Origin of the sequence: Sphingomonas sorbitolis (assembly GCF_036663875.1) — a bacterium.
Taxonomy (GTDB): Bacteria; Pseudomonadota; Alphaproteobacteria; order Sphingomonadales; family Sphingomonadaceae; genus Sphingomonas.
On the sequence record NZ_JAXOJS010000009.1, the window covers coordinates 52,772 to 77,523 of the forward strand.

Genomic DNA, 24,752 nt, shown 5'->3' on the forward strand with positions numbered 1-24,752 from the left:
GCGTCTCGCTTAGGAGAGAGAGTGTGATGACTTTGCGCCTGTTGCAGCATGTTGGCGTCGACGGCACGCGATCGGTGATCGCTGCTACCAGTGAAGGGGCCGCGTTCGTTGCCGGCGTAGATAGCGTCCGTGGTTTGGCCGAACGCGCGATCGCCGATGGCACCGATCTCGCCGCCGCGATCGCGGCCTGCGGGACGGGCGACAGCGTCAACATCGCCGCCGAACTGGCGGCCGGCCGCCTGACCTCACCGATCGATCATGTCGATCCCGCGCACCTGATCATGACCGGCACCGGCCTGACGCATCTCGGCTCGGCCGAGGGTCGCGACAAGATGCACCGCGCCGCCGCGGACGCCGAGAAGCAGACCGATTCGATGCGGATGTTCCTCGAAGGCGTAGAGGGCGGCAAGCCCGCCGCGGGGACGCGCGGACAGCAGCCCGAATGGTTCTATAAGGGCGATGGCTCGGGACTCGTCGCACCCGGCGCGCCACTGACGATGCCCAACTTCGCCGAGGATGGCGGCGAGGAGCCCGAACTTGCCGGGATTTACCTGATCGGTCCCGACGGCACGCCGTTCCGCCTCGGCCTGTGCCTCGCCAACGAGTTCAGTGATCACGTCACCGAGCGCCACAACTATCTGTGGCTCGCGCATTCGAAGCTGCGCCAGGCATCGCTTGGCCCCGAGCTGCTCGTCGGCACGCCGCCTCAGCATATCGAAGGTGCGAGCCGCATCCACCGCGACGGCGCGCTGCTGTGGGAAAAGCCGTTCCTCTCTGGCGAGGCGAACATGTCGCACAGCATCGCCAACCTCGAGGCCCATCACTTCAAATACGACCTCTTCCGCCGTCCGGGCGACGTCCACGTTCATTTCTTCGGCACCGCGACGCTGTCGTTCGCCGACGGCGTGACGACGCGCGAAGGCGATGTGTTCGAGATCGAGGCCGCGCCGTTCACGCTGCCCTTGCGCAACACGCTGACCAAGGCCGCACCACAGCCCGTCGTCGTGAAGGCGCTCTGATCGTGGCCGCTATCAGAATCGCGGTCGTCGGCATGGGCAAGATTGCCCGCGACCAGCATCTGCCGTCGATCGCCGGCAACGCCGACTTCGAGTTCGTCGCCAGCGTCAGCCCGCGCGATCCGGGCGTCGAGGGGGTCGTCAACTTCAAGTCGCTGGAGTCGCTGCTCGCCGACGGTCCGGCGATCGACGCGATCGCGCTCTGCACCCCGCCACAGGTGCGCTACGAGTTGGCCTCGATGGCACTCGCCAAGCGCGTACACGTCTTCCTTGAAAAGCCGCCCGGCGCGACGCTCGCCGAAGTCGATGCGCTCGAAGCCCAGGCTGCCGAGACGGGCGCGACGTTGTTCGCGGGCTGGCATTCGCGGTTTGCAGCAGGCGTCGCGCCGGCCAAGGCGTGGCTCGCCGAGCGCAAGATCGAGCGCGTGTCGATCGTCTGGCGCGAGGACGTCCGCGTCTGGCATCCGGGGCAGGCGTGGATCTGGGAGCCGGGTGGGCTCGGCGTGTTCGATCCCGGCATCAACGCGCTGTCGATCGCGACCGAGATCCTGCCGCAGCCGTTCTTCCTGACGTCCGCGACGCTGTCGACGCCCGCCAATCGCGCCGCGCCGATCGCCGCCGACCTGACCTTCCTCAGTGCATCGGGCACGCCGATCAGCATGGATCTCGACTGGCGCCAGACCGGCCCGCAGAGCTGGGACATCACCGTCGAGACCGACGCCGGTACGCTCAGCCTAGCCAAGGGCGGTGCGGTGCTCACTTTGCCGAGCGGCACGGTGCACAATGACGACGAGGAATATCCCGGCCTCTACACCCGCTTCGCCGCGCTGATCCGCGGCGGCCGAAGCGAAGTCGATACGACCCCGTTCACACTCGTCGCCGACGCATTCCTGCGCGGCACCCGCAAATCCGTGGAGGCTTTCGATGATTGAGGCAAAAATGACCCGCACGCTGAAGGGCCTCGCCGCCGCACTCCTGCTGTCGACCGCCGGCATCGGCACTGCGCAGACCGACGCACCCGCCACCGCGCCCAGTTCGACCGGGGCAACCGTTACGGTCCACGCCGACACGCCCGGCCCGACCTATGATCGCCGCATCTTCACGCAGTTCGCGGAGCATCTCGGCACCGGCATCTATGGCGGGCTTTGGGTCGGCGAGAAATCGAAGATCCCCAACGTCCGCGGCTTCCGCACCGATGTCGTCACCGCGCTGCGCGGAATCGGCGTGCCGGTCGTGCGCTGGCCGGGCGGCTGCTTCGCCGATGAATATCACTGGCGCGAGGGGATCGGCGCCAAGGCCAAGCGTCCGGTCAAGATCAACACCAACTGGGGCGGCGTGACCGAACCCAACGCGGTAGGTACGCACGAGTTCATGGATCTGGTCGGCCAGATCGGCGCGCAGGCGTATATCTCCGGCAATGTCGGCAACGGCACGCCGCAGGAAATGGCGGAGTGGGTCGAATATATGACCTCGCCCGCCGGCACGCTGGCGGACGAACGTGCCAAGAACGGCCACAAGGCGCCATGGGCCGTCCCGTATTTCGGCGTCGGTAACGAGCTGTGGGGCTGTGGCGGCAACATGCGCGCGGAATATGCCGCCGACGTGACGCGGCGCTACGCCACATTCATCAAGGCGCCGAAGGACACGCGCGTGATGAAGATCGCGAGCGGCGCCAACGTCGACGACTATAACTGGACCGAGACGATGGCGCGCGAGCTGGTCGGCAAGGTCGATGCGCTGTCGCTGCATTACTATACGATCCCCGGCGGCTGGCCACCGCGTGCGTCCGCGACGGTGTTCGACGAGCGTGGCTGGGCCGAGACGCTGTCCGAGACGCTTCGGATGGACGAGCTGATCACCAAGCATTCGGCGATCATGGACAAGGTCGATCCGAAGAAGACGATGTGGCTCGCGGTCGACGAATGGGGCACGTGGTATGCCGGCGATCCGGGCACCAACCCCGGTTTCCTGCGTCAGCAGAACACGCTGCGTGACGCGCTGGTTACCGCGATCAACCTCAACATCTTTGCCAAGCATGCCGATCGCGTGAAGATGACCGCGATCGCGCAGATGGTGAACGTGCTGCAGGCGATGATCCTGACCGACGGCAGCAAGATGGTGCTGACGCCGACCTACCACGTGTTCGCGATGTACAAGCCGTACATGGATGGCACGGTGCTGCCGATCGACATCAAGTCGCCCTGGTACAACAAGGACCAGTGGACGATGCCGTCGGTCAGCGCGTCGGCCGTGCGCGGCAAGGACGGCGTGGTGCGGATCGCGCTCTCGAACCTCGATCCGAACAAGCCAACGAGTGTGTCGGCTGCGCTGACGGGCGTGACCGGGCAAACCGTCACCGGGCAGGTGCTGACCGCGCCGACGATGACCGCGCTCAACACTTTCGAGGCACCCAATGCGGTCGCGCCGACGGCGTTCAACGGCGCGCGGCTGAGCGGCGGCACTCTGTCGGTGACGCTGCCGCCGATGTCGGTGGTGATGCTCGAACTGAAATGATCGTGACGCCCGCCGGACCAACCGGCGGGCGCACCTACCGGGAGAGAGACGATGGCCGTACCAAGATGGGCGACCGGACTGATCGCGCTGACGCTGGCCAGTAGCGTGGTGGCGCAAACCGCGGATTCCCCCCGTGCACGCGGGGGCCTCAACGCTAGCCTGACGGGCGACATCGCGCCGGTCCACGACCCGGTGATGATCCGCGTGGGCAATATCTATTACGTCTATGGCACCGGGCTCGACGGCCAGATGTTGAGCGCGCGCACGTCCCCCGATCTGGTCCACTGGACCGCGGGGACGCCGCCGTTCGCAAGCCTGCCGGACTGGGCGACCAAGGCGGTGCCGGGCACCAAGGGGATGTGGGCGCCCGACATTTCGCGCAGCGCAGACGGGCGCTACCGGCTCTATTATTCGGTCTCGACGTTCGGCTCGAACCGCTCGGCGATCGGGCTGGCGACCAGCCCGACGCTTGACCCCAAGGCCCCCGGCTATGGCTGGCGTGACGAGGGGCTGGTGGTGATGTCCGCGCATTCGGACGATTTCAACGCGATCGATCCCAACCACGTCGTCGATGCGCAGGGCCGCGAATGGCTGTCGCTCGGCAGCTTCTGGACGGGCCTAAAGCTGTTCGCGCTGAACCCCAAGACCGGCAAGCTGCTCGACCCGAATGAGAAGCCCCACGCGATCGCCCGCCGTCCCGCACCCGCCGGCGGACCCGCTCCGGTCGAGGCGCCGTTCATCATCGGCCATGGCGGCTACTACTGGCTGCTCGCGAGCTACGACTATTGCTGCAAGGGCGTGAACAGCACCTATTACACCGTCGTCGGCCGATCGAAGGCTATTACCGGGCCCTATCTCGGCAAGGACGGCAGCGCGATGATGCAGGGCGGGGGGACGATCTTCCTGCGCGCCGACCTGCAGGAAAAGCAGCGCTATCGCGGCCCCGGCCACCCCGGCGTGATGCACGACACCGACGGCAAGGATTATGTCGTCTACCACGCCTATGATTCCCAGACCAAAGGCACCCCGACGTTGCGCATCGCACCGATCGCCTGGGGTACGGATGGCTGGCCAGTTGCGGAGAACCGACCATGACGATGGATTTCACACGACGGCTGTTCCTGGCCGGTGCCGGTGCTGCGACCGCTAGCGGTGCGCTCGCACGGGTCGCGACCAAGCCGCCGGTGCCGGTCAACCCACTGGTTCGCCAGCGCGCCGACGCGCAGGTCTTCCTGCACACCGACGGCTATTATTACATGACCGGCTCGGTGCCCGAATACGACCGGCTCGTGCTGCGCCGCTCGCGCACGCTGGCAGGGCTGTCGACCGCCAATGAGCGCGTGTTGTGGCGGCACGAGAAGACCGGGCCGATGTCCGGCTTCCTCTGGGCACCCGAACTGCACCTGATCGACGGCCGCTGGATCATGTATTTCGCGGCAGGCCCGAGCGGCGGCGGCGAGGACGTGTTCCGTATCCGCACCTTCGCGGTGGTCTGCGACGGACCCGATGCGATGACCGGCACCTGGACCGTGCTGGGGCAATTGACGACTCCGTGGGACAGCTTCACGCTCGACTCCACGAGCTTCGTCCACCACGGCACGCGCTATCTCGCCTGGGCACAGCGCGAGCCGGGGATCGAGACCAACAGCAACCTCTATCTCGCGCCGCTCGCGACCCCGCTGACGCTGGCGGCGAAGCCCGCGCGGCTGGCGGTGCCGACGCTCGATTGGGAGATCCGCGGGTTCAAGGTCGCCGAGGCGCCTGCGTTGCTGGCGCGCAACGGCAAGCTGTTCATGACCTATTCGGCGAGTGCGACCGACGCGCGATACTGCATGGGCATGCTGACCGCACGCGACGACGCCGACATCATGGATCCGGCAGCCTGGACGAAATCGCCGCAGCCGGTGTTCAAGTCGTCGCCCGCGCACAAGGTCTTCGGGCCTGGCCATAACAGCTTCACCGTCGACGAGCGCGGCCGCGACATCCTGGTCTATCACGCGCGCGACTATGAGGCGATCAAGGGCGAGCCGCTGTTCGATCCCAACCGCCACACCCGCGTCCAGAGGTTCACGTACAAGCCTGACGGCACCCCCGATTTCGGCGAACCGGTTGTCAACGGCCCATTGCGGTGAGCGGCCTCGATCGCCGGGCGTTCCTCGCCGCGGGAGCCGCAGCGGTACCCGCGGCCGCGATAGGCGCTGGCGCGAGTGCTGGCTCGAAGCTCTTGGCGCCGACGCCGCCGATGGGCTGGAACAGCTGGAACAGTTTCGCGACGACGATCACCGAGGCGCAGGCGATCGAGACCGCGACGATCATGGCGGAGAAGCTGCTGCCGTCGGGCTATGATATCTTCACCGTCGATATCCAGTGGTACGAGCCGGGGGCGACCAGCTACACCTACGCGACCAAGCCGACACCGGCGATGGACGGCTACGGCCGGTTGCTGCCCGCGCCGAACCGATTCCCGTCGAGCGCCGGCGGCAAGGGCTTCCGCCCGCTCGCCGACCGGGTGCGCGCGCTCGGCCTGCGGTTCGGCATCCACCTGATGCGCGGCATTCCGCGGCTGGCGGTGGAGCGCAACCTGCCCGTGTTCGGCACGAAATACCGCGCGCGCGACATCGCCGACACCGCCAGCATCTGTGCCTGGAACCCGGACATGTACGGCGTCGACATGCGCAAGCCCGGCGCGCAGGCCTATTACGACAGCGTGTTCGCGCTCTACGCATCCTGGGGCGTCGACCTGGTCAAGATGGACGACATGAGCCGCCCCTATGACGCGCATGCCCCCGAGATCGAGGGCGCGCACGCCGCGATCGTCGCGACCAAGCGGCCGATCATCCTCAGCCTGTCGCCCGGCGAAACGCCGGTATCCCGCGCCGATCACGTCCGCCGCTTTGCGCAGATGTGGCGGATCAGCGACGATTTCTGGGACGAATGGCCGCTGCTCGAAGCGCAGTTCACCCGGCTGGAGAACTGGAACGCGCACCGCGTACCCGGCGGCTGGCCCGATGCGGACATGCTCCCGCTCGGGCGCCTCGCGCTCGGCGCGCGCGACACCAAGTTCACTCCCGACGAACAGCGCACGCTGATGACCCTGTGGTCGATCGCGCGTTCGCCGCTGATCATGGGCGGTGACCTGCGCCATCTCGACCGCCCGACGCTCGACCTTCTCACCAACCCCGAAGTCATCGCGGTCAACCAGGCGAGTTACGCCAACCAGCCGCACTTCGTCGAAGATGGCGTTCGGATGTGGTCGGCCCGTATGCCGCGCTCGAACGATCGTTATCTCGCGCTGTTCAACACAGACAAAACGACGAAGCGCGTGCAGGTTAGGCTCGATATGATCGGGCTGAAGGGACACGTCGGGGTCCGCGACCTATGGGCCCGTCATGATCTGGCAACAGCCTCGGACATCCTGACGCAGGATGTGCCATCGCATGGTGCCGCGCTGTATCGGCTCAGGTCCGGCTGATACGGTCGGCGCGTAAATTAGCTCTTGCATCGGGGCTCATCTGCTTTTAGCGAATGTCGGAGTAATAACGAGCCGATAACAAGGCCGACCGGACGCGTTAGGGAGAGGCCGCATGGCGATAAAACCGTTAATTCTGTGTTCCGCATCGATCGTAGCGCTTACGCTCGGCACCCCGGCCTCCGCGCAGGCCGTCGCTACCACGCCGCAGGATCGCACCGACGTGCCGGCGACCGGAACGCCCGCCCGAACCGATGCCGCCACGACCCAGGACGTCCCGGCAGCGGATCAGACCGACCAGGACATCGTCGTCACCGGCGTCCGCGCCTCGATCGTCGGCGCGCTGAACGTCCGCAAGGCCTCGACCCAGATCGTCGACTCGATCGTCTCCGAAGACGTCGGCAAGCTGCCCGACAACAACGTCGTCGAGGCGCTCCAGCGCGTTACTGGAGTCCAGGTGACCAACCGCACTGGCGGCGAAGCGGCGGCGATCTCGATTCGCGGGCTTCCCGATGCGCTGACCACGCTCAACGGTCGCAACATCTTCACCGCGGCGGGGCAGGCGTTCGCGTTGCAGGATATTTCCGCCAACCTCGTCAAGCAGGTCGACGTCTACAAGACGCGCGCTGCGGAGCAGATCGAGACGGGTCTCGCCGGCCAGATCGACGTCGCTACGCGTCGTCCGTTCGATTTCGACGGCTTCGCAATCTCGGGCCTCGCGCGCGGCATCTACAACGAGCAGGCCGACACTTATAATCCGAACGTCGCGCTGCTGGTTAGCGATCGCTGGGAGACCGGGATCGGCGATATCGGTATCCTGGTAAACGGCAGCTATACGCGCACCAAATACCGCGACCAGACGATCACGGCGGGCGCACTGGTGCCGTTCGCGACCGAAACCCCGCCGGCCGGGTCCGGCCTCGCACCGCTGGAGCGCATCTTCCCGGGTGCGAACAACGAGAATTGGACACCCGGCCTCGACCGCGGGCTTGCGACCGCGCCGGGCTCGACGCTCAACATCAACGGCGTACAGACGCCGTATTACCTCTCGCGCGATGCGATCTTCAGCTCGGATCTGTACGGCAAGCGCGAGCGGCCCTCGGCGAACATCGCTCTGCAATGGGCGCCCAACAGCAGCTCGGTCTACACCGCCGAAGTGTTCTATGCGGGCTTCCGCGGCGAGACGTTCAACAGCCTCCAGTTCAGCTTCGTCGACTTCTGGGCCAACCCGCAGCCGGTCGGGCTCTACGACGGTACCAACATCGTCAAGACCCGCACCGCCAACAGCGTCTACGGCTTCAATAGCGGCGACTACAACCAGTCGAAGACCGACAGCTTCGTCTATGCGCTGAACGGCAAATGGGACGTTGGCTCGCACGGCAAGATCATCGGCGACGTCGCCTATCAGACCAGCAAGGTGACGAGTTCGTTCACCGCGATGCGGACCGAGCGCACCGCCAACCAGATCAACGTCGACTTCAACGCGGGTGGCGGCATCCCGTCGTACCATTTCGACAACGACGCGCTGTTGACCGACCCGGCGCAGTGGAACATCGCGCAATTCTACGACAACGCCAATCGCGACAAGGGTAGCGCGCTGACCGGCACGCTCGACGGCTATTACGGCTGGGACGAGGGCTTCCTTCGCCAGGTCAAGGCGGGCTTCCGCTACGACAACCGCAAGGCCTCGACGTCGGTGCGGACGCAGGATGCAGGCGGATTGGGCGGGCGCAGTCTCTCGACGCTGCCGTCCGAGGCGCTGTTCACCAATTCCGGCTTCTTCGACGGCAAGAGTGATTCCCCAAGCAGTTGGGTGCTGCCGAGTGGCTATTGGCTGCACGACAATGCCGACACGGTGCGCGGTCTATATGGGCTCAAGACGTCCGATCAGCTGTCGCTGCAACGCGTGTTCGACATCGATGAGACGACGCTCGCCGCCTATATCCAGGCCGATGGCGAAGTCTCGATCTTCGGGCGGCCGCTGAAGCTTCAGGCCGGCGTGCGGCACATCACGGTCGATACTGACTATAATTTCTTCGATCGCTACAACAACGGCGCGCAGACCTTCGTGTCGACCGGATCGCAGCGGTGGTTGCCAAGCTTCACCGCGCGCTACGAACTGACCGACAAGCTGCGCGTGCGGTTCAACTACGGCCAGACGCTGCGCCGGCCGAACTTCACGGACATCAACCCGAACTTCAACCTGGTCGGCGATCTGACCAATGTCGGCTATGGCAGCGGCACCGCCGGCACCGCGACGCTGAAGCCGACTCACTCGAAGAATTACGACGTCGCAGTCGAGTGGTATTTCGATCGCAACAGCGCGATTTTCGTGACGGGCTTCCGTCGCGAGGTCGACGGGCTGGTCGTGCCGCTGACGGTCCGCGAGACCATCCTTAACAACGGGATCGTCGCCGGCGCGACGAACTCGTTCGCGATCACGCGGCCCGTCAACGCTTCGAACGGCGTACTCAAGGGCGTCGAACTCGGCCTGACTTATTTTCCGGATTACCTGCCGAGCGTGCTGAAGGGGCTGGGTTTCCAGGGCAGCCTGACCGTACTCGACTCGAAGCAGAACATCCCGCTGTCGGATGCGGCCGGCAACATCACGGGGCAGGCGTCGTCGCCGTTCTTCGGGGTGTCGGACCTGTCGTACAATGCGACCTTGGCGTATGATCGTGGGCCGGTCGGGGCGCGTCTGTCGTACATCTGGCGCAAGGCGTTCCTCGCCAACAACGAAGCGCGGCTGTTCGCCAATCCGATCGGCGTCTGGCGCAATCCGGAGAAGAGCCTCGATCTTCAGCTGACCCTCAACGCGACCGATCGTCTCGGCTTCACCTTCGACGCGGTGAACCTCCTCAAGGCGAAGCAGCAGACCTATTACAAGTTCGAGGATGTCGGCGGCCCCGACCGCTTCAACCTGGGGACGACGCTGCTCAGCCGTACGTTCGCGGTAGGGGCACGCTATACGTTCAAATGATGATGGCGGGCGGCGGCGGTAAAACCGCTGCCGTCCATTCGAAGGAGAAGGGGATATGATCGGTCGCCTGATCGTCAGGCCGATCTTCCGTCTCACTTTAGTGTTGGGGATCGTTGCGCCATCGGTGGCGGAGTCCCCTGCTGCGGCGCCATCCGCCGCCCGCGACATGCACCGCATCGCCCGCGCGCGGTTTGCCAACAATGCGCCGTGGTATGAAAACCGCATCCCGTTCTTCGAATCCGCCGATCCGAAGCTCGATGCGGTCTATTATCATCGTTGGTCGCTGAACCGCGCGCATCAGCGCGATCTAGGGCGGACGGGTATATCTTGGCCGAGTTCCTCGACGACGTCGGCCGGCAGCTTCAATCTTATGGCAGCCTGAACGTTGCGGCAACGCTTGATGCCCGTAATTTTGGTGGGTTTGGTCTGCGATGGATCCTGGTTTTCGGTGCCGCACTACTGCCAGTTGGAGTTATACCGTTCGTGCCGCCTTCACCCATCACCCCGCCTCTGGTGGTTGGTCTCGGTTCGCTGACCATGGGTTCCGAGACGGGCTTCCCGAGCACTGCAGCGATCGTGCTCATCCAAGATAGTGGCGGGCGGACGGAACGTGGTGCTGCCACCGCCTCAAACCTTTTTGTCCGCAACTCGGTAGCACTCTTGGAGCCGCGGTGCTGGGCACGGTGCTCAACGCCAGCCTTGCACGAGACCATTTGGGAAAGTTGGACGCTGGGGCGATCATATGGACCAGCCTGGGCAGCCACGAAACGACAAAGGCTCATTGGCTATTCAACAGGGAGCCTAGCTCGTAAATCCTAGCATTTTGCTTCATTGTAGGTGAGCTTATAGTGAAGCGGTTTGGGGAGCCGAGGACTTGTGATCGTAGTCTCTTCCACAAAGTCCGGCCCCACTACTCGATACACTGTGGTGCGCTCGTTGTCGGGCGCACCGAACGTTATCAAAACAGCGTCACCGCTCGATTTTGCGGACACATCAAAAATCTGCCCGTCGTTGAGCCTCCACTGAGTCAGCTCTCCGCTTGTCGAAACAAGGATCAGCGGTCTGGTTTCATATTTGATCGAGAACACGCCTGGTGGACTCGAGATTCTGATCCGAATTCCATCGACAGCCATGTTAGCCTTCCGCAGCCTGCGTGAGAAATAGTCGGTGTTGGGAAGGCCGGCGGTAGCGCTCGCGATCGCTCGTTCGACGTTGTCGCTTCGTCCGCCGTCTAGGACGTAGGAACCTGAAACTACACATTGCGGCGGGCTCGCTGATCCAGAAGCCAAAATGGCAGCTCCTGTAGCCGCCGACAAAACCTCATAAATCATTGCGTGCCCCTCAAATCTTGCCGCTCGCCGTGGCGAGTGTAGTGGCGATCCGCTTTAGCGCATAGGCGGCTGACGGCGCGGCCATACCACTCGAGGTAGCGGAATAGCGAACCTCCGCTTTCTCTATCTACACCGCTTATTCACCCATCCGGGCGCGGTGAGCCGCCATTTGTCAGATTAACGAAAGGCCGAAACCGGGAGGCGACCAGGGAGCTTCGAATGACCGATTATGGGTCCGCTCAGACCTCGGTGCGTTCGGCCAATTCCAAAGCGTCCTCCACGTCAACGCCCAAGTAGCGCACCGTGCTGTCGATCTTGGCGTGGCCAAGAAGGATCTGAACGGCGCGGAGGTTGCCAGTCGCCTTGTAGATGATCGACGCTTTCGTGCGCCGTAGCGAGTGCGTCCCATAATCCTGCGCCGGTAGGCCGATGCCGACCACCCACTCGCGCACGAGGCGGGCATATTGCCGCGTGCTCATGTGGTCCATGTAGTCGTTGCGGCTCGGGAAAACGAAGTCGTTCAGTGTCCCCCCACGTCGCTCCAACCATGCTCGCATCGTCTTTCGCGCCGTGTCCATTATCTCGAACTGAACCGGTCGTTTGGTTTTCTGCTGAACCACGACGGCGCGGTCACGGACGCGCCCGCCGGAAACTACATCGCCAATCCGCACCCTGACCACGTCACAGCCGCGGAGCTTGCTGTCGATGGCGAAGTCGAACAGCGCTCGGTCGCGCAGTCTCCTCTGCTGGTCGAGCCAGAAGCGAATGGCCCAGACCTGTTGCTGTTTCAGCGCCCGCTTCGCACCAATCAGCCGGCCTTCGTTCCAAGGCCGAAGTTCGTGAAAGGCGGGGTCCATTGACGAGTGACCCATCGATCATCTCCATCGGCCCAGATCGGTCAATCGAGTATACGCATGCGCAGTAAACCTCCGGTTTAGAAATGTGGTTGATCAGCCGTCGATGATGCTGAACGAGCTGGCGGTTTCGGGCGGCGCCTGGCGGTCGCTGTGCAGCCGGAAGTGGGTCGTCGTGTTAAGGACCGAACAGTTTGGCACAGCGAGTGCCAGTTGCAGCCTACGCGTCATTTGTACCGTATGCTGCCGGATTGCTTTCTATAATGCTTATAAAGCCAGACGGGCTCGCTTGATGTGAATCGTTACAATCAAGCCCCCCTTCGACCAATCGTACTCAATTGCCCCACCGAGCTGGCTGGAAACGGTGCGTCGGAGCAATTTGCTCCCGTAACCCTCAGGCCCGTCGGGAGGTGAGACTGGCGGACCGCCGCGCTCCAACCAGGTTAGGATAATCTGTTCTGGCTCTGACGTGCTTGAGATATCGAGCGTGCCCGTCGCGTCAGAAAGTGAACCGTACTTCATTGAGTTGGTAGCGAGTTCGTGAATTACGAGCGCGATCCCTGTTGCCGCGGTCTCGCCCACACCTGTTCGTTCGACAGCGACGCGAACCCGGCCTCGAAAAGCGCCGAGGTCGTCATACGGCGCGAGTAGGATCGACAAAAGGTCGCCAAGTAAGGCGGCTTTTGCTTGGCCGTCAGCAAGCGGTCGCACTAAATCATGAGCCCGACCGAGTGCCGCCAGGCGCCCGGTTAGATCCTGTGCCATCTCCTCGATGCTCGTGGCGGCGTGTGAGGTGATAGTTGTAAGGCCGGAGGCGATTGCGAGTAAGTTTTTGACGCGGTGGCTCATTTCGCCGGCGAGTAGCTCATTGCCTTCTTCGGCTTGCTTGCGCCCGGTAACGTCCAGGAAGATGCCGAACATAGTGCGTCCGACAATGCCAACATCCTCGCCTCTACCCCGCGTTGCGATCCAGCGGACTTCGTCGCCAACCGTAATACGAAAGTCAGTCTCATATTCGCCCAGCACAGCTCGGGTGGCTGCGAACGCAGCTCGTACCCGGTCGCGATCGGCAGGATGAATATGTGCTGAAAGTTGTTCGAACGTAACCTCGTTGCTCCAGGGTAACCCCCAAAGCTTGAACGCTTGCTCATCCATTTGCAGCAAATCGGTCTCGACATTCCACGACCAGAGGGCAATGCCAGCCCCGTCCATGGCGCGCCGAACTTGGTCATGCTTCCATTCGTGCTCGTTTGGTGATTCAGTTTCCACGCCGCTACCCCTGACCAATACGCTCTCTGCATAGCCGCGTCGTTCTTGACGGCAACTGTTCCGACATACTTGAAACGTCGTGGTTGGCCTTCTCCGTCGTTCAGGACGTCCTGTTGTTCCTGCCGGAGTTAGGCAACGCGGCCCTTTCTTACGGCTTGGGACGTAGCCAACGAGTCACTGATTTTAGGGGTATTACGCAACGCGAGGGGACTAAGTTCGTCGAAATCGCGTTGGCAGCAACAGGAGAACCGCGATGCCCCGTTTCTATTTTCATACCGAGACCGATGTACGTACGACCGATGATGAGGGAATGGAGTTTCCCGGATTTTTGGAAGCTCGGCGGGAGGCAATCCGGACCTGCGGCCAGATGATGCAGGACGCGCCGGAGGTGTTTTGGGGCTCGCGCCCATGGAACGTTTCAGTGACGGACGAGAAAGGTTTGATCATGTGGGAGATTTATGTCGATGGCCAGACGTCTGCAGCTGGCCGTTCTCTTGAGCCAGATCGCACCATTTTAGGACGCAGATCCGTAATCGCTCCGTGACCGATGGATCAATTATGATGAGCCTAAAATGGGTGTGCAGCCGAAACCTGGTCCGTACCCAGTATCGACATTCCTTCTAAGTTATTTCTTTAAGTTAACGGGCGACACAAACGCCGCTTATCAACAACAACTACGGAAATTAAACGATGGTAGAAGATGCGAAGGTTGTAATCCGTGACGGCCAATGGCTTGGCAGCGGCGATGTATTTGCCGACTATGGTAACGAAGAGGTTGTAGTCGCAATCGATGCTGCAGCGGCCGCCCATCCGTCGTTAAGCGCTCTTCCCGACAATGAGCACGGGCAGTCTGTCCAATCATCTCGCGAAGCGATGCATCGCGCAAGCGAAGCAGCCTCACGTGCGAAGGCGCGAGGGAACATTGACGCCGACGGTCGCATACGGGTCGCTGTCGAAGACATCATTGCGGACGAATAGCTTACGTTCTGCCGGATGTCTTAAGCGTCGAAGGCGGCGCCTGACGATCGGGTTCCAGGAGCCGGCCGCTGATCGCCTCAGCAGACCTGGATCCCGATCATCAAGACGATCTGCGGTCAAACCGCCGGCGGCGCGTAGGCGCGTAGCTCGTCGAGGATCGAATGCCGCGACGGGCGCCAACCAAGCGCACGTTCGGCGTGTTCGCCCGAGACCAGCTGATCGCACGCAATCGCGTCCGCGAAGCCCCCCAGCGCCCGCCGTGCCTCCTCGAGCGGCCATGCCGCCACCCGGCCCTCGGCACCTGCGCCCTCGCTGGCGGCCCGCGCAATGTCGATCAGCGGGATAGCGGCGCCGTGGGCGCCGTTGAAGATGGAGGCTGCCGGCGCCTTTTCGAGCGCGAGCAGATAGAGGTCGGCTAGGTCATCGACATGTACGCACGTCCAGCGGTTCTGCCCGTTGCCGACATAACGCGCCGCACCATGCTCTTGAGCCGAGCCGTACATCATCATCGTCGTCCACGCGTGATTGCCGTAGACCCAGGCGGGACGGAGTATGATCCCGTGAACCCCATCGTTGGCAGCGCCGAGGATTTCCACTTCGAGTGCCTGGCGAAAGCGCACCATCTCCAGCGGATCTAGCGGGCTATCCTCGGTTGCGGGCGTGTCACCCGTGGCGCCGTACAGAAAACAGCCACTCGTATAGAGAAAGCGCCTGGACGTGCCGCGCAACGCATCAATAATCGCGCGCGTCGCGACTTCGTCATAAGTCGCGCTATTCTGGTCATTCGGCGACGCGGCGTGGACGACCGCGTCTACGTCCCGGACGGCGGTGACGATGCTGGCAGCATCCTCCAGACCACCGTAGGCCGCTTGATAGCCCATGTCTGTCAGCTTGACCGCGCTCGCCTCCGACCGCGCAAGCCCCACCACGTCATGCCCCGCCACCGCCAATTGACGGGCGACCGCGCCGCCTATCAATCCCGTAGCACCCGTTACAAGTATACGCATGTCAGCACCTCACTGCTTGTGTGCGACGACGTAGAGCGGACCGACGGCCCCGCGGGAAATCGCGAGACATGATACGGCGTCATCGGCGCGGCCGATGGCGTCAGGCCGATGCGGCGATCTCGGCAATGCAGTCGCGCAGCCAGACCGTTGCGGGATGATCGTCCACCCGGCGATGCCACATCATCGCCAGCGAAAAGTCGGGTATCACGATTGGCGGCTCATGGACGACGATGCCCAAATTGGCCGCAGCGAAACGCTGAGCGACCCGCGAGGCGAGCGTCGCGATCAGATCGGTATCGGCAACTACGAACGGGGCGACCAGAAACTGCGGCAGGCTTAGCACTACGCGGCGTGTCAGACCGAGCGCGGCGAGATTACGGTCCACCAGCCCTTTGCGATCGCCCTCTGGCGATACCAGGAGATGGGGCGCCGCCGCGAACCCCTTGACGTCGGCATCTTTTACGAAGGCAGGATGCCCGGGACGCGCGATGCATGCAAAGCCCTCCCGAAGCAGCGGGCGCGTCATGATGCGTGCCGAAGTGTCGACGGGAACGCTAATCGCAAGGCTTGCCTCGCCGCTGTCGAGGAGGTCGACGACTTCGTTCTTGCCGAAAATGCCGCGGACCCGCACCTCGAGACGAGGCGCCTCAACTGCTAGCCGCGCCAACAGGAGGGGCAGAAGAACGAACGCAGCGTAGTCAGTCATCGCGATCGTGACGATGTTATCGGCCGACGCCGGATCGAAGCCATCGGCTTGCAGGACCGATCGCATGAGGTGGAGCGAAGACGATATCGGGCCTGCGAGATCGTCGGCCCGCGGTGTTGGCTGCATCCCCGTTGGCGACCGGACGAACAATTCGTCGTCGAACACCTCGCGCAGTCGGGTAAGCGCTCCGCTCATGGCAGACTGGCTCAGACCGATGCGCTGGCCAGCACGTGTGACGTGGCGCTCCGCGTACAGGGCATCGAACGCCTTCAACAAGTTCAGGTCAAAGCCCGCTACATCCATCGGACAGCCATAGAAGAATGAGGTCAGCCAGGAAAGCGATCGAGGGGTACTTTTAACCCCGCCCTTGCTGAGAGAACGGCGTACTGAGGGCGGAGGTCGGCCCCCTTTGCTGCGTTTGCAGCGATATGAACGAACGGCCGAAGTTGGGCAGCCGCGAATAGCTCGCGAACGTCCACAAATGGGTCCTCGCTGACGCGGATCGGTCGACGGTTTTCCGCGGCGGTGGTCTCAGCTAGCCTAGTCGCGCCGAACCTGTATGCCAGTAAGTAGGTCGCTGACGGGAGTTGATAATGGATTTTGTGTCCAGGCGGACGATGCTCGCTGCCCCGTGCTTCGGGACGCTCGCCATAGCCATGGCGGCAGATGCAACAACCGCGACGACGCCCGGCACCCTTGCCAGCTTGTCGACCTGGATGGACTTGGCGTCCGTACCGGGCGCGAGCTGGGCAATGCTGGACGGGGCCGGCGCGATCTCGTCTGGTGCGGTCGGCTATGCAAAGGCTAATGCGGTGCCCACGACACCCGATACATTGTTCGAAGCAGCATCGCTGTCCAAGGTGGTTCTGGCGGTCGCGGTTCATGACATGGTGCGGGAGGGCTTGATCGACCTCGACCGGCCGGTGGCGGAGCATGTCGCGTTCACGGATGATGCTGCGACGCGATCGATTACGCCTCGCCACCTGCTCTCCCACTCTAGTGGCCTGCCTAACTGGCGCGATGAAGCGGGCGAGCCGTTAACAGCCGCGTTCCCTCCCGCCACGCGATTCCGCTACTCTGGCGAGGGCTTCGTACTGCTCGGCCGGTTGGTCGAGGCAGTTACTGGGCAGACCGCCGCGCAGGTGGTGGAAACGCGGGTCCTGCGACCGGCGGGAATGAGCCGAAGCACCTATGGATGGGCAAGGGGCACCGAGCCAGCAGTCGCGTGGGCGCACGACGGAGGCGGAGGTGTACTCATCGACAAAGGCCCGGCCGGCTATGCGATGCGTCGCGATGCTGGCCCGCCGAAACCAGTCGACCGGTGGACGCTAGGCGAACGGGAGAAAGCGGCCGTCGCACTTGGCAAACCGGCGATGCCAATATTCATGACGCCCAACATGGCGGCGGGATTGTGGATTACCGCCAGCGACTACGCGCGGTTCCTGGCTTTCGCACAGCGCTATCCGGGGCTCTCGACGAAGACCACTCGAGTGAAGGGAACACTCGACTGGGGGCTAGGCTGGGGAATGGAGAGTGACGGTGGGCGGCGTTTCGCTTGGCACTGGGGCACCAACGACGGCGTCGCGAACCTATTCGTTGTGGACCTCGTGTCGGGCCTGGCGATTGTGGTCCTTACCAATGGCGATGCTGGGCGTAAGGTATACGAGCGTGCTGCCCGCACTGTCTTCGCACGCGAGTTCGATGCGTTCGCCTGGCTGAAGTGACCTCTGCCGGCCCATCCGGCTCTGCTTGCGATATGGAGAGGGCAGCCGCTTTAAAGTTGCAACCCTGTCACCCGCGCATCTCAGTCGGCTTCTGGAGTATGAACGAGACGCTCTCTATGGCCGGGGATGAGTCACGCTGATCGCAGATAGCGTATTGCAGCCACCAAAATGTCGCCGCCCATGAGGGCAGGTACATCGGGTTCCAGTTCCCATCTGGGTTTATCCTGGACGTCGTAAACTGGTTCTGCTGAGTATTGCAGCGCCAGACCAGTGCGGTCGAGCCGTAACGGAAAGACCGCGGCACCTACCCGCATCATTGGCGTTCCTACGATAGCCGCACGCCCGAGACCACGCATGCCCATGGGAAAGCCTTCCGCCATGCTGGCGCTCCACCGCGTTGTGAGGACCGCGACCTTACCGGTGTAGGTAAAGGGGCCCCGCGGCTCGACGGTCTCTGTCCAGGCAGCACTCAGTCGGTTGCCGTCGCGCCTGCGCATGCGGGCATAGGGCATCGTCTCGGTGATAAATCGCCCCATGATCGGGCGGGCTACCGCGGTGTCGCCGCCACCATTCTGACGAACATCAATAATGAGTCCGGGTGCATTCCGGAAGCTTGCCAGCGCCGCGTCGAAGGCCGTCACAACCGCATCGTCAGCAAAGCTGCGAACGACGATGCAACCGATGTCATGACCTAACATCCGGCTCTCGACATTGGGGAGCGTAACAGGTTGCTTCACGCGGACGGGAACGACGTGTTCCGAACCTGGCGTCGACCGCACCGTTAACGTCCTTGGCATGCCGCGCCGCCCCGATACCGCGACGTTAAGCGCAAACGCCGTTGCCGCTGGATCTGGACGGCTAAGACAACGCGGCATTATGTCCGAAGCGATCTGCTCAATCGGTCGGCCGTCGATCGCAAGCACGCTCTGGCCAGGCGTAATGCCCGCATCCGCTGCGGGGGACCCATCGCGAACGCTTGTGACAAACGCCGTACCATCGCGGTTGGGTTCGACCCACAGATCGAAATATGGCCCGCGAGCCGCATCCAGTGCCGGATCATTCAAGTGGGTGTGCGCGTCGTACAGCTCGCCGATCACCCGGCCAACGATGCCGGCGAACGCTTCGGATGATTGGGCGGCAGCGGCAAGGGGGCGATACATTCGCCTTACTGCCCTCCAGTCGGTGCGCTTCTCCCCGAAATAGCAGTAGCGCTCGTCCAGTGTCCGCCAGAGCTCGTCGAAGTCCTCGACATAGGTCACGTCATGAGCCGGCTCGCCCGCCTGGGCTATCCCCGAAGGGGAGGCTGCTGCCGCACCTAGGGCGATACCAGCCTGAAGCAACGATCGACGGGTCATGGGGTGGCACATGTGATCGGCTTTCGCTGGTGGTCTTCCATGCGGTTAGCCGAAGGAAATTTCGCCGCCTTGAACGATATTGCTGTCGCGCGATCGGTGCGAGCTTACCTGTTTGCGTAGCGTGCCGGCGATACACCGACGATACGTTGGAACTGCCGTGTGAGATGGCTTTGATCGGCATAGCCGACATCAAGCGCAACCTCCGCGATTGGCTGACCCGTCAACAGCAGGCGTCGCGCTGCGACGATACGGCACTGATTGCGGTACGCGAGGGGGGTGATCCCGACTGCCTTGCGGAAGCTTCGCGCAAGATGGAAGACGCTGATCCCGGATACGCTTGAGAGCGTGCCCAGCCCAAAGCCGTCGGCGAAGTGTGCATCGATGTAGCTACGAGCGAGCGCAACGGCATCGCTGGACACCCGGGTATCCAACGATGCGTGGTTTACCTGGTCGGCGAATAGGACCCCAGCCAGACCGGCGAGCGCACTTTCCTGTTCCAATCGCCCCGCGTCATCGCGACATAACAAGGTGTGCGCATCGGCAACGATGGAGTAAGAACGATCGCCAGCCAATACAGGAGAGTCAAACCGCGACGCGTTCAAGCCCGCGGCGATGTAAGGACGTATCGCTTCGTCGGGGATGTACGCGACGCGATAGCGTAAGGTCTCACCTCCCGTCGTTCGGTTGGCATGCGGCTGGTCGGGATGAAGACGCAGTACCTGACCTGCCTCGACGTTGTAGGTTCTGCCGCCAACAGCGAGGGCCTCACAGCCTGCCATGACCGCGCCGACTACCCATTCCGCATGGCTGTGCTCGGGAAAGGCTCGCTCGCTATACTCGACGGATACGAGTTCGACGCCTGGTAGGTAGGAGGGGCGGGAGAAGTGGGCATCATTTCTCACTGGCTCACTCATGTTAACGCGCCGCCTACCCGGAGCCGAACGCCGATCAGTCCAAGCAAGTATGTCATTGCGCCTTACCGATCCACGCGCGGCCGGATCCCAAATCGAGCGTCAGGTCGCGCCTGCCCATCAGTTGCATGCCGATATTGCCGTCCATGATCATATTCGGAAAGACGCGTGCTTGCCCGGTAAATACTACGTCGCGCGTGATCGTCGCGCTAACCGGCTGAGCCGTCCGAATGTCCGTGCGTAAGCCCAGGAGCGGCGCGATCTGCGTCGACACGAAAATGGTTGGCCCTGCGTTGGCAGAGTCCAGTTCCATCCAGGCACGACCCCGGGGGGTGTTCACCCCGATGTTGACGTCGAGGGCGGCACCTTCTGCTCCCCGCACCAGCCGAACCGGCACTTCGAGACCGGACTTCATACGCGCCGCGAGGGAACCCGGTGTTTCGATCACGATCTGGCCACTAGCGAAGCGAATAGTGATGATACGGCCAGCGAAGAGGTCTAGTCCGATCGAGCCGTCCAGCCTGGCAGTGTCGGCATCGAGCTTGCCGAGATCGTAGACGATCGTTGTCGGTGCTGTGTAGGCGTGGTTGCCCATTTTAAAAGCAACGTCATCGCAGCGTGGTAGGTCCAGTCGCTCTCCTGTCATACGAAACGCCGTGACGTTGCCCCAAGGTTCGCAGCCAAGATCGCGGGCCAGGGCTGGCGTAATCATTGTCACCCCCTCGCCCGTGTCAAACAAGAAGGTCCGCTCGCGGCCGCCAACCGATGCCTGAACAGTGAACTGCTTACCTTGAAAAAGCTCAAGGCTTATCGTTTGTGGGCCGCGGTCTTGCGATAGGCCGGCGGGAAGGGCGGCGAGCAACGCGCCCATCATCAACATTTTCACTAGCATCCCCTTACCCCGCAGGCTTCACTGGCGGCGGGGTCCCCATGCCGGCGGGTGCTGCAACGGCACTGCGTTTGAGCCAAACCCGTCCTTGAGCGAGATCCATGGTGACCACCCAATCTTTGAGAAACGGCATGCCAAGGTTTCCATCGATCACGATGTCGGGGCTGAAGATCATCCCGGACGCTTCGACACTGGGGGCGATCTGAAAGCGGCCTTGTTGCGGCCCCTCGCCGGTAACCTTCTTCAAGCCAAGTAGAGGAAGAAGTTTTGGTGCAACTAGGATCGTGCCGCCATTGCCACTGTCCAGCTCAAGGCGCGCCGGTCCACGTTCGGTGGGAACGTCAACGAAAACAGACAGCGCCAGGCCGCCAATCTCACGAGCCAAATGAGCAGGAAGCTCTACCGCGTTCGCCTTGCGCCCAGCCGCGCTTTCACGTGTTTCCAACGTGAGCTCGCGACCTGCGAAATCGATGGTTACAGTGCGTCCGGCGAATGCGTCGAGGGCAAGCAGACCATCGATCGGTGTGTCGGGAGACCCCACGTCCATGACGATTGCAACAGGGCTCTGTAGGGTCTGGTTCTTCCAGTGGATTGCAACATTGTCGCAACGTGGGGCGGTGATCTTCGTGCCGGTCATATGAAACCCGGTGATTGATCCCCAAGGTTGGCAGTCTATCTCCTTTGCCAGCGCTGGGGAGATCACCGTCAGTCCGCCTGCAGTGTCGAGTTGAAAAAGTCGCTCCCGTCCGGCCACCTTCACTCGTGCCGCTACGCCTTTGCGGTAGCTTTCCAACGGTAGCCGAACCGGACTCGTTGGGGCAGCATTCGCTCCAGACGCCACACTAATGAGCAACACAGCCGATAATAGCTTCTTCAAAAAAATGCCCCTTTCACCGTGGGATGCCCGCCAACCGAAGCAATCGAATAGACGATGCATTTTACTATTTAAGGCTAAAAAGCAGTGATCCAGCGCTCAAGCTGATCGGTATTGCGCATGTCGCCGGTGTAAGCATGTACCGGCCTGGCCGGGACGTTCGAACCGCGTTTTCTGCCGCGATACACCTTCATCGGAATAACGGCCCGGGCAAAACCGCTGGGCAGAGCGACTTGCCGTACGTCCATATAAAGCGAGTCAGCGCTCGTCTCCTGCCCGACGTGAATGCCGCCTAACGCGGTCCATAGATCGACCGCATCAAGGCATGCCGATCCGCATCCCCAGTCCGTCAGCACGAATACCCGCGCTTTCAGCACGGGAGCAGCGCCGGTCGCTGCTCCTTTTGCTTTGTCGGCATCGATTTCACGCCAGAGCGCCTGCCCGAGCGCGCGGGCAGATGTCATGCCCTTTGCTGTACGAGCGGCCCAGTCTTTCGCCGCTTGCGAGACATCCGCGGAATTCTGCCAGGCGGTACGATAGCCTTCGAGCGTGGCGATGTTTCCAGCCGAAGCGCGCCAGTCGATGCCTTCCGATCCTGATGGAAGCGCATTCACTGCAGCCTGGCCCCAGAGGATAGCCGCAATCTGATACGACCAGTCGGACGATCCACCGCCATTGCCTCGAAGGTCGAGCACGATGCGCGGCGCCGCTGCGATCGCGATGGCGTCCTTCCTCATCGATTTGATGATTGGCGTTAGGGACTTGGCATCAGCGCTGTCGGGGTCGCCGTTGAAGCCGGGGAGCGAGAACCAGCGCGTGCCGTCAGCAAACGTTCGAGCCGCGAACTCCGGACGTGCCCGAGGTGCAGTAGCGGCAAAACGTGCGTCGAAGTCTGCATCAGGCAGATCGCGCCAGCTAAGCGTCGCGTTCTTTAGTTTGCCATCAACCTTGAAGCGGCAGCGGACTGGACGCTTGATGTAAGGGTTGGCGGTGTCGAGGAATAGGCGGCCACCATTGGTCGCTCGTTGGCTGACCAGTTCCCACCTGCCTCGAAAGGCGCCGACGTTGCGGGCAGCCAGATGTTCGGCATCAATGCCATCGCAGCTTACGAGTACTGCTCCGAGCGGTAGGGGAGCGTCATTCGCTCGGGTCATCACGACCTGACGTCCGGTGCCGTCAAAGCCGGTCAGGAAGCCGGGCCAGCGGATCGGCAGGGCGGCTGGCTGGTCGAGGTCGAGCGCGACATGTCCATCGTTGAAGCTCGCCACGTAGCCGCGCATCGCCCATAGATATCCCGGGTAGTCTCGGACGGTAGCAGCGCGACGCAGGGCCAACGCCAGACCGGCATCGTTGCGACGCGCAAAGCCGCGGTCGAGTTTGTTGTAGGGGCCAGGGTGATTGTCGGCGATCTGGTCGTGATAAGCCTTGGCGTCCATTCGCAAGGTTGCTGCCCAGTCGCGAGGTATGTTGGTCGCACCGATCAGCAGAACCGTCGCTGGTATGGCAAGGAGCGACTGGTTCATCTCGGCGCGGCCAGTTTGCTGGCTGCCTTCTCAAGATAGGGCCTGACATCAACCGAACTGTAGCCCGGCGTCGTCGAGGCGAAGTGTCGCAGCCAGTACCCGTGGCCAGCCCCGTACACGACGAGGATGCGATCGCCCGGTTTGGCCACATTGATGAGCTTTGCGAAGATCTTCGCATTGCGGAGGTACCACATGGCATTCAGATCTGCGCCGGGCTGCTCGTTACCGTCACCAAGTCGGAGCAGGGAGTAGTATGAATCCTGTCCACCCATGGGCGTGGAGGGGTCGTTATAGCGGATCAGCATTTGCGGTATGCTGGTGGTTGCCTGCTCTGCCTCAAACTTCCTGGCAGACGCCTGGACCGTCGCAAAGGCGGCGTCGAGATAGGCCTGCTGCCCGTGAGCTTGTGCATAAGCTTCGACCGGGCCGATCGGGAAATAGTCCGGTTCGCCCTTGCCGGGTTGCTCGTCGATACCCTGAACGGACCGAAGGCCGGCGCGAGCAGCGATGCGGTAGCCGATCTGGGTTGTCTCGTCCCGGTCGGTCTTGAGCACGTTTGGGGAAAACGTTGCGAAGTCCGTCACATCGTAGGTCGGGCCCGGGCGTTGCGCCTCGACCATGACCCGTGTCGGTCTAAACTCTGCAATGGCATCAGCCAGTGCTTCCAGTTCGCGCTGGCGCTGCGGCGTGGTGACATCGTCGACGTGGGCATTCACCTTGTCACGACCAGGGTTGCCGAAATGATAGCTACCCAGCACCATCACTTGGACAGGTTGCTGTGGTGCAGCGGTGACAGCAGGCGTTACTGCCGCAGCGAGTATGGGTAGCAGCATGCAGCAGGTCTCCTTGGTGTGGTGCTCGGACAATACACGTCGAATGGCAGCTGTCTATCTGGATTTGCTGGGTTGGACGCCACTGTAGATGAGTTTGGTCCGACAGCTGACAGCGACGCTAGTCCCGGAATCGGTACGTTTGCGAGCAGGCCGAGTTAACCATATCCCCTTCTGATCTCATGCCCTAACAATCCGCCAAGTCAGATTATGATGGGGCAAGGGCAGTTGAGAAGACGTAGCTTCCTCATGGGTGCAGCAGGGGCCGCTTTATCAGGCGCTGTGCGTGGAGCGGACGTCGTACCCAATGGAGCGGTGTGAACCGCACCGGGTTTGTCGGAGGCTCCAACTCCTGAGAAGGTGGAGCCTGTATGAGCAAGACAACGAACAAGTTTGCGCCGGAAGTTCGCGAACGCGCGGTACGTATGGTTTTCGACCACGAGCGGGATCACCCCTCGCGATGGGCAGCGGTGGTGTCGATCGCGGAGAAGATCGGCTGCGTTCCGCAGACGCTGCATGAGT

At 62.6% G+C, this 24,752-nt stretch carries 23 protein-coding genes and 1 pseudogene; 12 read left to right on the forward strand and 12 right to left on the reverse strand.

Going from position 1 to position 24,752, the window contains the following annotated elements; translation table 11 throughout:
- Nucleotides 1–26 precede the first annotated feature (26 nt).
- The 8 genes and pseudogenes from araD1 (at nucleotide 27) to U1763_RS19385 (ending at nucleotide 10,361) form a co-directional block, all read left to right on the forward strand.
- Nucleotides 27–1,019, forward strand: a complete 993-nt coding sequence (gene araD1 / locus U1763_RS19350; RefSeq protein ID WP_332756556.1) for an AraD1 family protein — start codon at nucleotides 27–29, stop codon at nucleotides 1,017–1,019.
- 2 nt (nucleotides 1,020–1,021) lie between these two features.
- The gene (locus U1763_RS19355) at nucleotides 1,022–1,948 is read left to right on the forward strand and encodes a Gfo/Idh/MocA family protein (protein ID WP_332756557.1); all 927 of its coding nucleotides are present in this window, start codon (nucleotides 1,022–1,024) and stop codon (nucleotides 1,946–1,948) included.
- A 7-nt stretch (nucleotides 1,949–1,955) separates the two neighbouring features.
- Entirely contained in the window at nucleotides 1,956–3,530 is a 1,575-nt protein-coding gene (locus U1763_RS19360) for an alpha-N-arabinofuranosidase (protein ID WP_332756577.1), read from the forward strand.
- Nucleotides 3,531–3,581: 51 nt separating this feature from the next.
- Nucleotides 3,582–4,625, forward strand: a complete 1,044-nt coding sequence (locus U1763_RS19365) for an arabinan endo-1,5-alpha-L-arabinosidase (protein WP_332756558.1) — start codon at nucleotides 3,582–3,584, stop codon at nucleotides 4,623–4,625.
- Nucleotides 4,622–5,656: pseudogene (locus tag U1763_RS19370) on the forward strand (glycoside hydrolase family 43 protein); the annotation flags it as partial. The gene U1763_RS19365 and the pseudogene U1763_RS19370, both read left to right, overlap by 4 nt.
- Nucleotides 5,653–7,002: a glycoside hydrolase family 27 protein gene (locus tag U1763_RS19375; protein WP_443026945.1), complete on the forward strand. Its 1,350-nt coding sequence runs from the start codon at nucleotides 5,653–5,655 to the stop codon at nucleotides 7,000–7,002. The pseudogene U1763_RS19370 and the gene U1763_RS19375, both read left to right, overlap by 4 nt.
- Before the next feature lie 112 nt (nucleotides 7,003–7,114).
- Nucleotides 7,115–9,979: a TonB-dependent receptor gene (locus U1763_RS19380; RefSeq protein WP_332756560.1), complete on the forward strand. Its 2,865-nt coding sequence runs from the start codon at nucleotides 7,115–7,117 to the stop codon at nucleotides 9,977–9,979.
- 55 nt (nucleotides 9,980–10,034) lie between these two features.
- Entirely contained in the window at nucleotides 10,035–10,361 is a 327-nt protein-coding gene (locus tag U1763_RS19385) for a hypothetical protein (RefSeq protein WP_332756561.1), read from the forward strand.
- A 433-nt stretch (nucleotides 10,362–10,794) separates the two neighbouring features.
- Here U1763_RS19385 and U1763_RS19390 read toward each other — a convergent pair whose 3' ends face one another.
- The 4 genes from U1763_RS19390 to U1763_RS19405 form a co-directional block, all read right to left on the reverse strand.
- On the reverse strand, nucleotides 10,795–11,310 hold the full coding sequence (locus U1763_RS19390) for a hypothetical protein (RefSeq protein WP_332756562.1): 516 nt from the start codon (nucleotides 11,308–11,310) through the stop codon (nucleotides 10,795–10,797).
- A gap of 239 nt (nucleotides 11,311–11,549) precedes the next feature.
- Nucleotides 11,550–12,182, reverse strand: a complete 633-nt coding sequence (locus U1763_RS19395; protein ID WP_031395344.1) for a tyrosine-type recombinase/integrase — start codon at nucleotides 12,180–12,182, stop codon at nucleotides 11,550–11,552.
- 78 nt (nucleotides 12,183–12,260) lie between these two features.
- Entirely contained in the window at nucleotides 12,261–12,395 is a 135-nt protein-coding gene (locus U1763_RS19400; protein WP_332756563.1) for a hypothetical protein, read from the reverse strand.
- A gap of 36 nt (nucleotides 12,396–12,431) precedes the next feature.
- Entirely contained in the window at nucleotides 12,432–13,433 is a 1,002-nt protein-coding gene (locus U1763_RS19405) for a sensor histidine kinase (RefSeq protein WP_332756564.1), read from the reverse strand.
- 253 nt (nucleotides 13,434–13,686) lie between these two features.
- On the opposite strand from U1763_RS19405, the gene U1763_RS19410 reads away from it, so the two are divergent.
- The gene (locus U1763_RS19410; RefSeq protein WP_332756565.1) at nucleotides 13,687–13,977 is read left to right on the forward strand and encodes a DUF6894 family protein; all 291 of its coding nucleotides are present in this window, start codon (nucleotides 13,687–13,689) and stop codon (nucleotides 13,975–13,977) included.
- 146 nt (nucleotides 13,978–14,123) lie between these two features.
- Nucleotides 14,124–14,411, forward strand: coding sequence for a hypothetical protein (locus U1763_RS19415; RefSeq protein ID WP_332756566.1), 288 nt, complete (start codon nucleotides 14,124–14,126; stop codon nucleotides 14,409–14,411).
- Between the two features lie 116 nt (nucleotides 14,412–14,527).
- Here U1763_RS19415 and U1763_RS19420 read toward each other — a convergent pair whose 3' ends face one another.
- Nucleotides 14,528–15,418, reverse strand: coding sequence for an NAD-dependent epimerase/dehydratase family protein (locus U1763_RS19420; protein ID WP_332756567.1), 891 nt, complete (start codon nucleotides 15,416–15,418; stop codon nucleotides 14,528–14,530).
- A 100-nt stretch (nucleotides 15,419–15,518) separates the two neighbouring features.
- On the reverse strand, nucleotides 15,519–16,427 hold the full coding sequence (locus tag U1763_RS19425) for a LysR family transcriptional regulator (protein ID WP_332756568.1): 909 nt from the start codon (nucleotides 16,425–16,427) through the stop codon (nucleotides 15,519–15,521).
- A gap of 290 nt (nucleotides 16,428–16,717) precedes the next feature.
- Here U1763_RS19425 and U1763_RS19430 point away from each other — a divergent pair, with 290 nt between their 5' ends.
- Nucleotides 16,718–17,848, forward strand: a complete 1,131-nt coding sequence (locus tag U1763_RS19430; RefSeq protein WP_332756569.1) for a serine hydrolase domain-containing protein — start codon at nucleotides 16,718–16,720, stop codon at nucleotides 17,846–17,848.
- A 131-nt stretch (nucleotides 17,849–17,979) separates the two neighbouring features.
- On the opposite strand, the gene U1763_RS19435 is transcribed toward U1763_RS19430, so the two are convergent.
- From U1763_RS19435 to U1763_RS19460, 6 genes are all read right to left on the reverse strand, one after another.
- Nucleotides 17,980–19,107, reverse strand: a complete 1,128-nt coding sequence (locus tag U1763_RS19435) for a S41 family peptidase (protein ID WP_332756570.1) — start codon at nucleotides 19,105–19,107, stop codon at nucleotides 17,980–17,982.
- Between the two features lie 200 nt (nucleotides 19,108–19,307).
- Nucleotides 19,308–20,117 carry an AraC family transcriptional regulator gene (locus tag U1763_RS19440; protein WP_332756571.1) on the reverse strand — a complete coding sequence of 270 codons (810 nt, stop codon included), beginning with the start codon at nucleotides 20,115–20,117 and terminating at the stop codon, nucleotides 19,308–19,310.
- 52 nt (nucleotides 20,118–20,169) lie between these two features.
- Nucleotides 20,170–20,994, reverse strand: a complete 825-nt coding sequence (locus U1763_RS19445; RefSeq protein ID WP_332756578.1) for a retropepsin-like aspartic protease — start codon at nucleotides 20,992–20,994, stop codon at nucleotides 20,170–20,172.
- A 16-nt stretch (nucleotides 20,995–21,010) separates the two neighbouring features.
- Entirely contained in the window at nucleotides 21,011–21,796 is a 786-nt protein-coding gene (locus U1763_RS19450; RefSeq protein ID WP_332756572.1) for an aspartyl protease family protein, read from the reverse strand.
- 158 nt (nucleotides 21,797–21,954) lie between these two features.
- Nucleotides 21,955–23,400, reverse strand: a complete 1,446-nt coding sequence (locus tag U1763_RS19455; protein ID WP_332756573.1) for a S41 family peptidase — start codon at nucleotides 23,398–23,400, stop codon at nucleotides 21,955–21,957.
- A complete protein-coding gene (locus U1763_RS19460; RefSeq protein ID WP_332756574.1) occupies nucleotides 23,397–24,233 on the reverse strand; it encodes a DUF5694 domain-containing protein in 837 nt (278 codons plus the stop codon). The genes U1763_RS19455 and U1763_RS19460 overlap by 4 nt, the downstream gene beginning before the upstream one ends.
- A gap of 368 nt (nucleotides 24,234–24,601) precedes the next feature.
- Here U1763_RS19460 and U1763_RS19465 point away from each other — a divergent pair.
- Nucleotides 24,602–24,752: transposase (locus tag U1763_RS19465; RefSeq protein ID WP_503676876.1), on the forward strand; the 151-nt coding region annotated here is incomplete at its 3' end.